The sequence below is a fragment of the Streptosporangium fragile genome, from assembly GCF_039534445.1.
Classification (GTDB): domain Bacteria; phylum Actinomycetota; class Actinomycetes; order Streptosporangiales; family Streptosporangiaceae; genus Streptosporangium; species Streptosporangium fragile.
In genome coordinates, this window is the sequence record NZ_BAAAVI010000073.1 from 28987 (window position 1) to 42786 (window position 13800).

Sequence of the window (13800 nt, forward strand, 5' to 3'; positions counted from 1 at the left end):
TTGATTTCTCGTAAGAGCAGCGCGACGCCGAGCCGTGGCGCCGGTCGTCTGCTGACCTGGGCCGTCGCGGCGACGGTGGCGGCCTGCGGACCTGTGGCGCTGTCGGGTACCGCGAACGCCGCCACCACGGCGAAGGCCGCCGCCTCCGCCCAGCACGCCGAGAGCGCGGCGGTCCGGTACGACGACCCGCACGCGTGGCTCGACTCCGCGTCCGTGGTGACGTCCGTCACCCCGCTCACCGTGCTCACCTTCCACGTGACGGCCCACAACGGCGTCCCGTGGCTCAGGGACCCCCGCACCTCGACGTGGCACAACTTGAGAGGGGTGCCGGGCAGCCAGGGTGGTTACGTCACCAACATCTCCATTTCCCAGGTGTACCCCGTGCCTCCCATCGATGGCATGGCCGCTCCCGTGGCTGTGAGGATCACCGCACGGGTGAACAACGACAGGCTCTACTCCACCGTGTGCAATGTCACCAACGCGCTGTCGGGGAACCCCCTGCCGTGCACCACGTGGACGCTCATCTCTCCTCCCTGATGACCGCCCCGGCGAAGTGACGACCGGGGCGGACGCCCTCGGGTGCCGGAGCGCATCCGAAGGCCGTCCGCCCCGGTCGGCCCCGCCGGACAGCCTGCCCTCCTGCGGGCGAAAGCCCGCGCAACCGGACATCCCCGCCGCCGGACGCCCCCACGGCCCGTCAACCGGGACAGCACGTGGCGCGGACGTTCCGGCCCGTGAGCCGACGGTCGTCAGACCCGGCGAGGAAGACCACGACGTCGGCGAGCACGCCGACGCGGCCGAGCGGGCCGGGAGCGGTGACCGCCGGATCGGGCCGACGCCGGAACGGGGACGCAAAGGTCATTAGTACGTTCCAGATCTGTAATATCGTGCGTCGGGTGATGTCCCAATCTCATCCCCTAACGTGCGTGTCATGAGCATCGATGGGCGCTCGGCGCACATTCTCGACGTCCTGATCACCGAGTTCGGTGACGCCATGCGACGTGACCCCGCCGCCTTCCGGCGCAAGTTCCGGAAGATGGCGGCCTCCCCCTTCGCCTTCTACCGCGGCAGTGCCTGTCTCTTCTACGCGGACATGACCGGCGCGTTCGCCGACGACGCCTTCCTCGACGAGCAGACGCGCCGGGTGTGGATCCACGGTGACCTGCACGCCGAGAACTTCGGCACCTACATGAACGCCTCGGGTGTCCTCGTGTTCAACGTCAACGACTTCGACGAGGCGTATGTCGGCCCCTATATCTGGGACCTCAAGCGGTTCGCGGCCAGCGTCGCGCTCATCGGGTACGCCAAGGCGCTGTCGGACGAGGTCATCACCGGCCTGGTGACGGAGTTCGCCCACTCCTACCTCACCGAGCTGACCGGCATCTCCCACGGCGGGGACCACGCGATCGGCTCGCTGACCCTGGAGACCACCACCGGGGTGCTCCACCGGGTGCTGCAGCTGGCCCGGCTGAACACGCGGGTGGCCCTGCTGGACAGGGAGACCACCATCGAGAACTTCGACCGCCGGTTCGCCCTGATGGAGGGCCGCTACCCGGTCGACGAGGAGACCCGCAAGGCCGTCGAGGTCGCCTTCCAGGACTACCTGACGACCCTGCCCGCGGTCTCGACGGTCGAGCACACGATCAAGGACTTCGCGCTCCGCACCGGCGTCGGCATCGGCTCGGCCGGGCTGCCGTCGTACAACATGCTGCTGGAGGGCCACACCCAGGCCCTGGAGAACGACGTCATCCTCTACATGAAGCAGGCCCAGGTGCCCGCGGTGGCGCGGCACATCTCCGACGAGAAGGTGCACCACTACTTCAGGCACCAGGGTCACCGCACCGCGGAGTCGCAGCGGGCGCTGCAGGCGTACGCCGACCCGTGGCTCGGCTACACCACGCTCAACGGCGTGGGCCAGCTGGTCGCCGAGGTGTCCCCCTACTCGGCGGACCTCGACTGGGGCGACGTCAACGAGCCGGACGAGCTGGCCTCGGTCATCCGCGACCTGGGCCGGGCCGTGGCCCGCATGCACTCGGTGGCCGACGACGAGTCGAGCCACGATCTGGTCGACTTCTCCACCGAGGACGCGATCGTGGCCGTGATCGACGGTGACGCGGAGGGCTTCACCCGCACACTCGTCGACTTCGCCCACGCCTACGGCGCCCGGGCCAGGGCCGACCACGGGCTCTTCGTCGACCTGTTCCGCAACGGCCTGCTGCCCGGCCTCTGACGGGGACGCCCCCGCGCCGTTCTCCGCCACCCCGCTCCGTCCCGTTCTCCGCCCGGCGCCGATCAGCGGTGGTGCGGGCGGCGGAGCGGCCTCGGCGTGGTGACGCACGCCCCGGAAGGCACCCGGGAGGAGAGGACGGGCGGTGTCCCTGACCGGCGCGGCCCGTCCGCCCCCATCCCGCCGCTCCCGGCCGGGACCTGGCAGGACGGCCGGGAGCGGGAGCCGCCGGCGACCCGAGCCGAGGATGAACCGACCAGTCGGTATGGACGGGGACGGCCGAGGTACGGCATGCTGCAGAACATGACTCTGTTCTCGGTGGAAGGCAAGACCGTCGTCGTCACGGGCGGCTCCCGGGGAATCGGCCGGATGATCGCGGCCGGGTTCGTCGACGCGGGCGCCACGGTATACATCTCCTCGCGGAAGGCGGCCGAGGTCGAGAAGACCGCCGCCGAACTCGGATGCACCGCCGTACCGGCCGACCTGTCCACCGAGGACGGCGTGTCCGCCCTGTTCGAGGCGGTCTCGGCGCGGGAGACACGGCTGGACGTGCTGGTCAACAACGCCGGGGCGACCTGGGGCGCGCCGCTCGAGGAGTATCCCGAGCACGCCTTCGACAAGCTCTGGGGAATCAACGTCAAGGGCGTGTTCTACCTGACCCAGCGCTTCCTGCCACTGCTGCGCGCCGCCGCGAGCCCCGAGGCCCCGGCCAGGGTGATCAACATCGGGTCGATCGACGGCATCCGGGTGCCCTCCATGGAGAACTACGCCTACTCCGCGGCCAAGGCGGCCGTGCACATGCTCACCCGCCACCTGGCCCAGCGGCTCGCCAAGGAGTCCATCACGGTCAACGCCATCGCGCCGGGACCGTTCGAGTCGAAGATGATGGCCTTCGCGCTCGACGACCCGGCGACGCGCGCGGCGGTCGCCTCCCACGTGCCGCTGGGCAGGATCGGCAGCCCCGAGGACATGGCGGGGACCGCCATCTTCCTGTCGTCACGGGCCGGCGCCTACCTGACCGGGGCGATCATCCCGGTGGACGGCGGCATCAGCGCCCAGAGCTAGCGTCCGGAGCCGGGCGTTCGCTCCGTACGACGCGGACGGCCCGGCTCGTGGCCCGGCGGCGCGGACGGCCCGGCTCGTGGCCCGGCGGCGCGGACGGCCCGGCCGAAGGCCGAGCCGGTACCGACCGCCAGTGAGCGCGGGACGTCAGCCCGCGTCGACCGACGGTGCGCACGGGACGTCGACCCGCCGGGCCGGGCGCCGCACCGCTGCTCGGGCTCCGGTCCCGCGCTGCCGGATCGCGCTGGAGCGCACCTCGGCGAGGCGATGCACCATCCGTAACGTAAGCGTAAAATTTACACCTTGATGTCATCTGTTTCAGGTGACAGCTTTACCTCATGCTGAAGCGCTTCAAGGTCGTGGCGCCGGCCGTTCTGGCCGTCGCCGTCGCCCTTCCCGCCGGGGTCGCTCAGGCGGATCCCACCCCGGCCGCATCCCCCGCCGGCACCTGTGACGCCACCCGGACCTCTCCCGTCTACCACGGCAAGGTACCCACACCCAAGAGCGTGCTCGGCTTCGACCTCGGCGAGCGCGAGGTCACCACCGCCGAGTCCGACACCCTGCTGACCGCGATCGACCGGGCCAGCGACCGGGTCGTCTCCGGCACCCTAGCCACGAGCGGCGAGGGCCGGCCGCTGAAGTACGCGATCGTCGGCACCCCGCGCAACATCCGCAACCTGGGCGCGATCGAGGCCTCGATCAAGCTGCTGCGCAACCCCCTCACCCCCGCCCCGGCGGCCAGGGTCCTGGCCGGGAAGACCCCGGCGATCCTCTGGGTCGCCGGGAACGTCCACGGCGGCGAGGAGAGCGGCACCGACGCCGCGCTGAAGACCCTCTACGAGCTGGCCGGGCGCGACGACTGCGCGGCCGGGCGCATCCTGGACAACGCCGTCGTGGTGATCCTGCCGACGCAGAACCCCGACGGCCGCGAGGCCGACACCCGGCGCAACGCGTACGCCTTCGACATGAACCGCGACTGGTTCGCCCGCACCCAGCCGGAGACCGACGGCAAGATCGAGCTGATGCGCAAGTATCCGCCGCAGCTCTTCATCGACGCCCACGAGATGAGCGGCACCGAGTACTTCTTCCCGCCGAACGCCGACCCGATCTACCACGACATCGCCGAGCCGACGGTCGACTGGATCAACAACACCTACGGCTCAGCGATGATCGCCGAGTTCACCGGGCGCGGCATCCCGTTCTTCAACCGCGACGTCTACGACCTGTTCTACATGGGCTACGGCGACACGGTCCCCACGGCCGGGTTCAACGCGGCGGGCATGACCTTCGAGAAGGGCAACGCCTCGCCGATCGCCGACCGGACCTTCGAGCAGTGGCTCACCCAGTGGGTCTCGCTCTCGGCCGCCGCGGACCGGAAGACCGAGATCCTCACCACCTGGCACCGGATGTACGCCGACGCGCTCAAGCAGGGCATCGAAGGTCACCTGGAGCCGAACAAGGTCTACAACCCGGGCAACGAGGTCATCACCCAGGTGCCCGACCGCCGGGTGCGCCACTACTTCCTGCGGGCCGACGACCCGGCCAAGAAGGCCGAGACCGAGCTCGTCGTGCGGCGTCTGCAGCGGATGGACGTCCAGGTCTTCAAGCTGACGAGACCGCTGACGGTCCGGGACTTCAAGCCGTACGGCAGGCCCGAGGCGAAGACCACCCTGCCCAAGGGCACCTACTGGATCCCGCTGGCCCAGGGGCAGAAGCACTGGGTTCAGGCCATGCTGAACGAGGACACCTACACGCCGTTCCCCTACTTCTACGACGTCACCGCCTGGAGCCTGCCGCTGCTGGGCAACGTCTCCGGCGGCTCCTCGGGTCAGGTGCTGCTGCCCGCCGCGACCCCGGTCAGGCCGGTGGACGCCCCCTCGGCGCGGCTCTCCACCTCGCGCGCGATCGGCGTCCTGCAGCTCGCGGGCCCGGAGCAGAACGCCAACGAGTCCACCGGCTGGCTCCGCCACCGCCTGGACCGCGACTGGAAGCTGCCCTACCGGGTGCTCACGCCGGCCGACGTCGCCGCGGGCAGGCTGGACGGGCTGGACGTGCTGCTGGTTCCGGACGGCCCCGCCGGCGCGGCGAACACCACCCTCGGCGAGGCGGGCCGCGCCGCGCTGCGCGGCTGGGTCGGCGGCGGGGGGCGCTACGTCGGCTGGGCGGGCGGCGCCCAGCTGGCCGCGCTGGCCGGGGTCTCCGGTGTGACGCTGACCGAACCGGCCTCGGACGTGCCCGGCTCGCTGTTGCGGACGACCGTGGCCGAGGGACCGCTGAGCGAGGGCGTCGGGCCGGACGTGATGCAGTTCTACGCCTACGACCTGGTGATGCGGGCCGCGGACCCGTCGCACGTGGTGGCCGCCTACCCGGCGGCGGACTCCCCCGACTGGTTCCTGTCCGGCTTCGCGCTGGGCGCCGAGGAACTCGGCGGGACGGCCGCGGTGGTGGACGAGCCGGTGGGCGGCGGCCACGCGGTGCTGTTCGCCGCCGAGCCGAACTTCCGGGCCTTCACCGACGGCACCGCGAAGATCGTCGCCAATGCGATCACCGCCGACCTGCCCACCGCGCGTGCGCGGGCGGCGGTCACCCCGGTCCCGGACGCGTCCCGGGCGGCGGCGGCCATCCCGGACCGGGAGCCGCCGATCCGCGTCACGGTCGCGGCCGCCGACCGCGACGGGGTCGCCGCGGTGCTGAACGGCTTCGGCGCCGCCTGGACCGAGCAGGGCGCCGCCGGTGGCGCGGTCAGGTTCGTCGTGGCCAACCCCGGCGGCCTCGACCCACACGAGCACCCCTGGGCCGCGAAGCTCCCGGGCGCGCTCCGTGCCGCCGGGATCTCACCGCTCGCGGTGGTCCTGCCGCACTGAGTCCGCGCGGTGCGCGTCCCCGCTCGCGGGACGCGCACCGCCCCGGGCGGGGTGCCCGGTCGCGCTCCCGGAGCCGCGGCCGGGGCGACGGTCAGACCGCCTCGGCCAGCGCGCGGGCCAGGTTGGCCGCCGCGCCGGGCGCGTAGCGCAGGAACAGGTAGGGCTCGGTCAGTTCCAGCTCGATGAGGACCGGGCTGCCGTCGGGCAGGCGGACGAGGTCGACGCGGGCGTAGAGCGTGCCGGGGAACTCCGCGAGCACCCGCTCGGCCAGGGCGATCTGGTCGGCGTCCGGGGTGCGGAGCGTGGCCAGGCCGTTCTCCGCGTCCGGCGCGACGGCCGTGCCGGCCAGCATCGGGTTGCGCCGCACGGCGTGGCTGAACCGGCCGCCGAAGTAGAGCAGGGAGGTCTCCCCCTCGGCCTCCACCATGTCCAGGTACGGCTGGATCATCGCGGTGCGCCCCTCGGCGACCAGCCGCGACGCGTGCGTCAGGGCCTTGTCCCGGTCGGCGGTCCTGATCGTGTCGCGGGCCCCCGCCGACACCGAGGGCTTGACCACGTACTCGTCGAGGGACGGGAAGTCCACCGCCTCCCCGGGGGCGACCCAGAAGGTGGGGATGGACGGCGCCCGCAGGTCCCGCAGGTAGGTCTTGTCGGTGTTGCGCTCCAGCACGGCGGCCGGGTTGAGCAGCCGGGTGACGGACTCCACCCGGCGCGCCCAGGACAGGAACTCCGCCCGTCGCGTCACGTAGTCCCAGGGCGTGCGGACCACGACGGCGTCGAAGGCCGCCCAGTCGGCCTCCGGGTCGTCCCAGCGCACGATGTGCCCGGTGATCCCGGCCTCGGCCCAGGCCGCGACGGCGATCTCCTTCTCGTCGTCGAAACCCTCCGGGTCGGCAGACGTCACATACGCCGCGGAGATCGCCATGAAGCCCCCATGTAAGCACCGAAAATCTATTGAGCACCTTACCCAAGGGTGCCCACGGGTCCGGCCCCCGCTCCGGATCCCGGCCGGGAGCGCGTCAGGCGCCGTAGACCGGTTCGGGGTCGGCGGCCCGGGCGAGGAGTCCGGTCACGGCGTCGCCGACCTCGGCGGGGTCCCAGCGGGTCCCCCGATCGGCACGCGGGCCGTGGCGCCAGCCGTCGGCGAGCGAGATGGCGCCGCCCTCGACCTCGAACACCCGCCCGGTGACGTGCCGGGACCCGGCCGAGCCCAGCCAGACCACCAGGGGCGCCACATTGGCCGGGTCCATCGCGTCGAAGCCCTCCTCGGGCCGGGCCATCGTGGCGGCGAAGACCTCCTCGGTCATCCGGGTGCGGGCGGCCGGGGCGACGGCGTTGGCGGTGACTCCGTAGCGGCCGAGTTCGGCGGCGGCCACCTGGGTGAGCGCCGCGATGCCCGCCTTGGCCGCCGAGTAGTTGGCCTGGCCGACGCTGCCGAGCAGTCCGGCCCCCGAGGAGGTGTTGATCACTCGGGCGTCCACGGCGTCGCCCGCCTTCGACCGCTCCCGCCAGTGCGCCGCGGCGTGCCGCAGCGGCAGGAAGTGGCCCTTGAGGTGGACCCGGATCACGTCGTCCCACTCCTGCTCGGTCATCGAGACCAGCATCCGGTCGCGGACGAACCCGGCGTTGTTGACCAGCACGTCCAGCCGCCCGAAGGCGCTCAACGCCATCTTGACCAGCCGTGCGGCGCCACCCCAGTCGGAGACGTCGTCGCTGTTGGCCACCGCCCGGCCGCCCAGGTCGTGGATCTCCTCGACCACTTCCAGGGCCGGGGCGCTGGACCTGCCGGCTCCCTCGCGGCCGGTGCCGAGGTCGTTGACCACGACCTTCGCCCCCTGCCTGGCGAACTCCAGGGCGTGCTCCCTGCCGATGCCCCTGCCGGCACCGGTCACGATCACCACGCGCCCGTCACAGATCCCGTCCATGCCAAGGTCCTTTCGCCGCGATCACCCAGAGTTTTCCGGGTGTTCAGCCGCGTGTCCAGAGCGGCGGGAACCGCTCCGCGCGGCGGCGGAGCGGTTCCCGAGCGGTCTTCGAGCGGTTCCGGAGGGGGCCGGGCCGTGACGAGCGGCTCCCGGTGGCCGCCGCGCACGAGCCGCGGCAAGCCGCTCCGGCGGTGACCGCGGCGCAGCCTCAGGCGGCCGGACCCGCGTCGCCGGCGAGCAACTCGGCGGCGGCCTGCCCGCAGACGCGGGCCGAGCCGTGGGTGGCGATGTGCACGGCGCCGAAGTCGGAGCGGCCGGGCAGTCCCATCTCGACCACCACCGTGTCGCCTCGGGCGGCCAGAAGGTGCGTGAGCGCGTCGATCTGCCAGGCGTGGCGGTGGGCGTCGCGGACGACGACGACCAGGGGACGTCCGGACGCGGCGGCAAGGGCGGCCTCCACGGCGACCCCGGTCGCGGCCGAGGCGTCCAGCCGGGTGACCGTGGTACCGGGCAGGAGCTTGCCGAGCGGCTCGCCGACACCCCAGGGGGTGTCCTTCTCGATGGCGAGGCTCATCTGGGGGGCGAACTCGACGACATGGGGCGGGGCGGGCAGCGGGAACGCCGCGACGGCGGAACGGCGGGTGACCCGCAGGGCCCGCCGGGCGGCGGTCAGGCCGATCGACGGCTCGCGGAGGCCGTCCGGGGCGGCCGGGGCGGGTCCGGCGACCGGCCGGCGGACGGAGGCACTCCAGAGCGCGAGATCACAGACCCGGCGGGCGGCGTCGGCCAGCCGCTCCTCCGGGAGCCGGCCCTCGACGACGGCGTCCACGATGGCGTCGCGGACGGCGGTCGCGGTCTCCTCGTCGGCGTGCTCGCCGCCCACGCAGATCGCGTCGGCGCCCGCGGCGATGGCCAGCGCCGAGGCGCCACCGATCCCGTACGGGCCGGAGACGGCCGCCATCTCGATGCCGTCGGTGATGATGACGCCGTCGAATCCCAGCTCGACCCGGAGAAGGTCGTGCAGGACCCGGCCGCTGAGCGTGGCGGGCATCGCCGGGTCGAGGGCTGGGACGAGCAGGTGGCCGGTCATGACCAAACGCACCCCTTCGGCGACGGCCGCGCGGAAGGGCCGCAGGGCCGTGTCGCGGAGTTCCTCGTCGGTCGCGGCCACCAGCGGGACGCCGTGGTGGGAGTCGACCGAGGTGTCGCCGTGACCGGGGAAGTGCTTGGCGCAGGCGGCCACGCCCGCGGACTGCATGCCGCGGATCCAGGCGGCGGCGTGCCGGGCGACGAGGTCGGGGTCGGCGCCGAAGGCGCGCAGCCCGATGACCGGGTTGTCGGGGTTGGAGTTGACGTCGGCGGAGGGGGCGAAGGTGACGGTGACGCCCGCCCTGATCAGGTCGCGGCCGAGGTCGGCGGCGATCTCCTCGGTGAGCCCCACGTCGTCGACCACGCCGAGGGCGTAACTACCCGGCCGGGTGCTGCCGGCTGCGGCCTCCAGGCGGGTGACCTCGCCCGACTCCTCGTCGATGCCGACGAGCACCTGCGGGTTCTCCGCCCGGAGCGCGGCGGTCAGCTCGGCGACCTGGGCGGGGGTGGCGATGTTCCTGGAGAACAGCACCACCCCGGTCAATCCCTCGCCGAGCCTCCGCCGGACCCAGTCGGGCGGGGTCGTGCCCACGAAACCTGGGAAGACAACAGCGTCCGCCAGACGGAGCAGCTCTGGGCCGCGCTTCATTCACCCCTCCTCGCCTGACGGCCGGTCGGCATCCGATGCCGAAGACGCGCAGACACCACGTTGTCCGGTACCTCCGGGAACCGCTCCCCAGAAGGCATGTCGCAAATCTAATAGGAAAGTTTCCTATTTTCTAGGGGGCTGACCATGGGCCTTCGACAGTCGGTCCACAGTTCTGCGCGACCGGTGGGACGAGAGAGCCAGGGGGCGCCCGGGACGGGACCGCGGCCGCCGTACACACCGGAGCCGCCGGCACACCGGAGCCCCGGATTCATCGGCGAAGGGTTCCGGCCGAGCGGTCCGGGAAACCGTGAATCGGGACCGGGACCGGGACCGGACGCGGGCACGAACACGGGCGCGGGCACGGCCACGGACGCGGGAACCGGCGATGGGAGGCGGAGCCGGAAAACCGGCGATGGGAGGCGGCCCGGATGATCACTCCGTCGCGCGCCCGCCGCCGGACGCGACCCCGGACACGGGAGGGAAGCCGGGTCCGCCGCAGGGAGATCGCGTCGTACCGCATGCCGCCAGGGCGGGCACCCGGGAGGTCACCATATGTAGCAAGCGCTTGATTACATCCGAGATGCGGGGTGAGCTGGAGTGTTCGGGTGAACAAGCGATTGCGCAAGGGCCCATAATGGAAGGCGTGAACATGCGAAAGAACTCCGGCGCGGCCACGACCCCGGTCAAGCGCCAGGGCACGACGAAGCGCACCGCCGCATCAGGCTCCGCGTCGGAGCGCCGCGACCACCTCGTCAAGCTCGCCGCCGAGCTCTTCGCCCGCAAGGGCTTCCAGGCGACCACCGTCCGCGAGATCGCGGAGGAGGCCGGCATCCTCTCCGGAAGTCTGTACCACCACTTCGACTCCAAGGAGACGATCGTCGACGAGGTGCTGACCACCTTCCTCGACGACCTCGTCGGCCGCTACCGCGCCGCCCTGGAGCGAGACGGCGACCCGCGCACGATCCTCTCAGAGATGGTGCGCATCGGCTTCAGCACCCTGGAGCCGCACCGCGCCGCGATCACCGTCATGCAGAACGACTGGAACTACCTGCGCTCCCTCCCCGGCGACCGTTTCGACTACCTGGTCAAGGCGGAGGACGAGGTCGAGCGCATGTGGGTCGAGCAGATCAAGCGTGGCCAGGCCATTGGCCAGTTCCGCGCCGACGTCGATCCCAAGCTCACCTACCGCATGATCCGCGACACCATCTGGGTGGCCGTGCGCTGGTTCCGCCCCGGGGGCCGCCTCAACACCGGTGGCCTGGCCGAGCACTACATCACGGTCCTGTTCGACGGCCTGGCCACCGGCGAGCGGAGCAGCCAGAACGCATGACGCCCGTGAGCGAACCCGGCGCGGCGAGCGGAGCGGCCGGCGAGGGACGAGCCGTCCGCGAGGCGGACGAGAGCTGGCAGACCGGCGTGGAGACACTGCGGAAGGCCGTCCGCACGGCGCTCACCGACGCGGCCGACCCCGCCAAGGCGCCGATGATGCAGGCCTACATGAAGTCGGCCATGCCGTTCCTCGGCGTGCAGGCGGCGCCCCGCCGCGCCGCGCTGAGGCCGGTCTTCACCGAGTATCCCGTCGGCGACGCCTCCGCGTGGCGCGAGGCGGTGCTGGCCCTGTGGCGCGAGGCCGAGTACCGCGAGGAGCGCTACGCGGCGGTCGAGCTGACCGGCTTCCGCCGCTACCGCGGCTTCCAGACGACCGAGGCGCTGCCGATGTACGAGGAGATGATCGTCACCGGTGCCTGGTGGGACTACGTCGACGAGCTCGCCGTCCACCGCGTCGGCGGCCTGCTCGCGGCCTTCCCCGACACCATGCGCCCCCTGATGCTGCGCTGGGCCCACGACGACGACCTCTGGAAGCGCCGTACGGCCATCCTCTGCCAGAACCGGTTCGGGGCCGCCACCGACACCGGCCTGCTCTACGCCTGCATCGCGCCGAGCCTGTCCGACACCGACTTCTTCGCCCGCAAGGCGATCGGCTGGGCCCTGCGCGAGTACGCCAAGACCAACCCCGACGAGGTCGTCCGCTACGTCGACCACACCGGTATCACCGGCCTGAGCCGCCGCGAGGCGCTGAAGAACCTCCCGGCGGGCGGGCTCCGGCCCGCGCGCCCGAGGTCCGCGGGGCCGATCGCCTGACCCCGGCCCCGGCGAACACCACCCGGTGGAACCCGCCCCGGTGAGCCGGTCCGGAGATTCCGCGCCGTCAACCGCGGAATCCCCGAGGCGTCGACCGGCTGCCCGGTCCCGGATGCGCCCCATGCGGGTGGCGGGAACCGGGATCTGGCTCGCCGGGGACACCACCCGGTGGGGCTCCCCGGATGCCGTCGGTGCCGCCCCGCCGGTGGAGACGCCGGAGACGAGGGCCCGCCGGGCCGCGCCAACCTTCGCCGCCGTCCCGGCGTCCTACCCTCCGGAGGTTCCGGAAGCGTCGTGCACGGAGGGGGAACCACTCATGATCCGACGCCTGCCCGATGTGCAGCATCCTGCTCCGCCCGCACCCGGCCAGGACGAACTGGCGGCCCGGCGTGCCCGCCGCGTCGCCGCCGAGAGACTGCGCAGCGATCCGCGGATCCGGCGGCTGGAACAGGAGCACGGCGTCCGCTTCACCACCGAGGAGCTGTGGGCCGCCGAGCAGCACGCCCAGCAGGCGTCGCGGCACCGGCACGCGGACGCGGAGACGTGCCGGCTCCAGCTGCTCGTCTGGTGCCGCCTGGGCCCCCGGGGCCTGCAGGGCTTCGCGGAGGAGCTCGACGCGATGGAGGCCGCGCTCGCCGGGACGCGGGACCAGGACTGGGAGGAGCCCTCCTGACCCGCCGGCCGCCCGGTGACCCGGCGCCCGCTGCTCAGCCGTGGACCAGCAGGGCGGCGCTGCCGTAGCTGCCGCCGAAGCCGGTCACCAGCGCCGTCTCCCGGCCCGCCCGGAGCTCGCGGACGGCCTGCGCCACGTTGTTCAGGCCGTGCACGTAGCCCTCGGAGAGCAGCCCGCCATGCGGGTTGACCGAGGTGTGGCGGCGGGCGAGCAGGAACTCGCCGAGTCCGGCCCGCACGGCCAGGCCGAAGTCCTCCAGCTGGCGGGGGACCAGCCAGGAGTAGGCGTCGTAGAGCATGGCCACGTCCACGTCCGACGGGCGCATGCCGGAGGCGTCCCACAGGGGGGCCGCGACGTGGGCGGAGAAGATCTCGGTGACGTCGGGCGAGCGGTCCATCGAGGAGCAGCCGGCCCCGCCTCCCCTGACCACCGCGCGGACTCGCGGGGCGCCGGGCGCGAGCCGCGCGTCGCGGATCACGAGCGCGCAGGCGCCGTCGGTTTCCTGGCAGCAGTCGACGGTGCGCAGCGGTGAGCAGACGTACGGCCTGCTCAGGTAGTCCCGCAGGGAGAGCGGATCACGCCGCAGCGCGCGGGGGTTGCCCGCCGCGTTCTCCCGCGACTGGGCGACGACCGCGTGCAGGTGCTCCTCGCCGAGCCCGGTCTCGTGCAGGTAGCGCCGGGCCGCCAGGGCGAACATCGGGATGGGGCCGGCCATGCCGTACGGGACGGTGAAGCGCTCCTGGGGGCCGGTGGAGACGGTGTTCATCCGCTTGCCCGAGCGGCCGTTGAGCGCCCGGTAGACCAGCACGGTGCGGGCGACCCCGCAGGCGACGAGCATGGCCGCGTCGCCGAGGATCGACGCCGCCTGGGTGCCGCCGCCGGTGATGTCGTTGTGCCAGCCGAGCCGTTCGACTCCCAGCGCGCGGGCGACCTGGACCACGGGCGCGGAGTCGTTCATGTGGTAGCTGAGGACCGCGTCGACCTCCCCGGCCTCCAGGTGGGCGTCCGCCAGCGCGGCCCGTGACGCCTCGACGGCGAGCTCCAGCTCGGTCCTGCCCGACCGCCGGGTCAGGGCCGTCATGCCGATGCCCGCGACGGCCGCCCTGTCTCGCATGTGACTCCCGCCGGGCCGGGTCGCCCGCCGGGACGGGGCGCGATCCGTCCCGGCG

General features: G+C 72.7%; 12 protein-coding genes. 7 read left to right on the forward strand and 5 right to left on the reverse strand.

Going from position 1 to position 13800, the window contains the following annotated elements:
* Entirely contained in the window at positions 1 to 537 is a 537-nt protein-coding gene (locus ABD841_RS33510; RefSeq protein ID WP_344980183.1) for a hypothetical protein, read from the forward strand.
* 160 nt (positions 538 to 697) lie between these two features.
* On the opposite strand, the gene ABD841_RS33515 is transcribed toward ABD841_RS33510, so the two are convergent.
* Positions 698 to 862, reverse strand: a complete 165-nt coding sequence (locus tag ABD841_RS33515) for a hypothetical protein (RefSeq protein ID WP_344980185.1) — start codon at positions 860 to 862, stop codon at positions 698 to 700.
* Between the two features lie 69 nt (positions 863 to 931).
* Between ABD841_RS33515 and ABD841_RS33520 the strand changes: the two genes are divergently transcribed.
* The 3 genes from ABD841_RS33520 to ABD841_RS33530 all read left to right on the forward strand — a co-directional run bounded on the left by ABD841_RS33520 (position 932) and on the right by ABD841_RS33530 (position 6153).
* Positions 932 to 2230: a DUF2252 domain-containing protein gene (locus tag ABD841_RS33520; RefSeq protein WP_344980187.1), complete on the forward strand. Its 1299-nt coding sequence runs from the start codon at positions 932 to 934 to the stop codon at positions 2228 to 2230.
* Between the two features lie 300 nt (positions 2231 to 2530).
* Positions 2531 to 3292, forward strand: a complete 762-nt coding sequence (locus tag ABD841_RS33525) for an SDR family oxidoreductase (RefSeq protein ID WP_344980189.1) — start codon at positions 2531 to 2533, stop codon at positions 3290 to 3292.
* Positions 3293 to 3627: 335 nt separating this feature from the next.
* Complete coding sequence (locus ABD841_RS33530) at positions 3628 to 6153, forward strand: M14 family zinc carboxypeptidase (RefSeq protein ID WP_344980191.1); 2526 nt, start codon at positions 3628 to 3630, stop codon at positions 6151 to 6153.
* Positions 6154 to 6244: 91 nt separating this feature from the next.
* On the opposite strand, the gene ABD841_RS33535 is transcribed toward ABD841_RS33530, so the two are convergent.
* The 3 genes from ABD841_RS33535 to ABD841_RS33545 all read right to left on the reverse strand — a co-directional run bounded on the left by ABD841_RS33535 (position 6245) and on the right by ABD841_RS33545 (position 9816).
* Positions 6245 to 7078, reverse strand: coding sequence for an ATP-grasp domain-containing protein (locus ABD841_RS33535; RefSeq protein ID WP_344980193.1), 834 nt, complete (start codon positions 7076 to 7078; stop codon positions 6245 to 6247).
* 94 nt (positions 7079 to 7172) lie between these two features.
* Complete coding sequence (locus ABD841_RS33540) at positions 7173 to 8078, reverse strand: SDR family oxidoreductase (protein ID WP_344980195.1); 906 nt, start codon at positions 8076 to 8078, stop codon at positions 7173 to 7175.
* A gap of 208 nt (positions 8079 to 8286) precedes the next feature.
* A complete protein-coding gene (locus ABD841_RS33545) occupies positions 8287 to 9816 on the reverse strand; it encodes a glycoside hydrolase family 3 protein (RefSeq protein ID WP_344980197.1) in 1530 nt (509 codons plus the stop codon).
* 634 nt (positions 9817 to 10450) lie between these two features.
* On the opposite strand from ABD841_RS33545, the gene ABD841_RS33550 reads away from it, so the two are divergent.
* From ABD841_RS33550 to ABD841_RS33560, 3 genes are all read left to right on the forward strand, one after another.
* Entirely contained in the window at positions 10451 to 11146 is a 696-nt protein-coding gene (locus ABD841_RS33550) for a TetR/AcrR family transcriptional regulator (RefSeq protein ID WP_425582080.1), read from the forward strand.
* Complete coding sequence (locus ABD841_RS33555; protein WP_344980201.1) at positions 11143 to 11958, forward strand: DNA alkylation repair protein; 816 nt, start codon at positions 11143 to 11145, stop codon at positions 11956 to 11958. Before ABD841_RS33550 ends, ABD841_RS33555 begins: the two co-directional genes overlap by 4 nt.
* A 316-nt stretch (positions 11959 to 12274) precedes the next feature.
* Positions 12275 to 12631 carry a hypothetical protein gene (locus tag ABD841_RS33560; RefSeq protein ID WP_344980203.1) on the forward strand — a complete coding sequence of 119 codons (357 nt, stop codon included), beginning with the start codon at positions 12275 to 12277 and terminating at the stop codon, positions 12629 to 12631.
* Positions 12632 to 12665: 34 nt separating this feature from the next.
* Here ABD841_RS33560 and ABD841_RS33565 read toward each other — a convergent pair whose 3' ends face one another.
* Positions 12666 to 13745, reverse strand: a complete 1080-nt coding sequence (locus tag ABD841_RS33565) for a thiolase C-terminal domain-containing protein (protein WP_344980205.1) — start codon at positions 13743 to 13745, stop codon at positions 12666 to 12668.
* Positions 13746 to 13800: the final 55 nt, after the last annotated feature.

What these genes read in the sequence shown, in the direction of transcription:
- ABD841_RS33530 (WP_344980191.1), top strand. Translation starts at nt 3,628, where the DNA reads ATGCTGAAGCGCTTCAAGGTCGTGGCGCCGGCCGTTCTGGCCGTCGCC.
- ABD841_RS33565 (WP_344980205.1), bottom strand. Translation starts at nt 13,745, where the DNA reads ATGCGAGACAGGGCGGCCGTCGCGGGCATCGGCATGACGGCCCTGACC.
- ABD841_RS33515 (WP_344980185.1), bottom strand. Translation starts at nt 862, where the DNA reads ATGACCTTTGCGTCCCCGTTCCGGCGTCGGCCCGATCCGGCGGTCACC.
- ABD841_RS33545 (WP_344980197.1), bottom strand. Translation starts at nt 9,816, where the DNA reads ATGAAGCGCGGCCCAGAGCTGCTCCGTCTGGCGGACGCTGTTGTCTTC.
- ABD841_RS33525 (WP_344980189.1), top strand. Translation starts at nt 2,531, where the DNA reads ATGACTCTGTTCTCGGTGGAAGGCAAGACCGTCGTCGTCACGGGCGGC.
- ABD841_RS33550 (WP_425582080.1), top strand. Translation starts at nt 10,451, where the DNA reads ATGGAAGGCGTGAACATGCGAAAGAACTCCGGCGCGGCCACGACCCCG.
- ABD841_RS33560 (WP_344980203.1), top strand. Translation starts at nt 12,275, where the DNA reads ATGATCCGACGCCTGCCCGATGTGCAGCATCCTGCTCCGCCCGCACCC.
- ABD841_RS33520 (WP_344980187.1), top strand. Translation starts at nt 932, where the DNA reads ATGAGCATCGATGGGCGCTCGGCGCACATTCTCGACGTCCTGATCACC.
- ABD841_RS33540 (WP_344980195.1), bottom strand. Translation starts at nt 8,078, where the DNA reads ATGGACGGGATCTGTGACGGGCGCGTGGTGATCGTGACCGGTGCCGGC.
- ABD841_RS33555 (WP_344980201.1), top strand. Translation starts at nt 11,143, where the DNA reads ATGACGCCCGTGAGCGAACCCGGCGCGGCGAGCGGAGCGGCCGGCGAG.
- ABD841_RS33535 (WP_344980193.1), bottom strand. Translation starts at nt 7,078, where the DNA reads ATGGCGATCTCCGCGGCGTATGTGACGTCTGCCGACCCGGAGGGTTTC.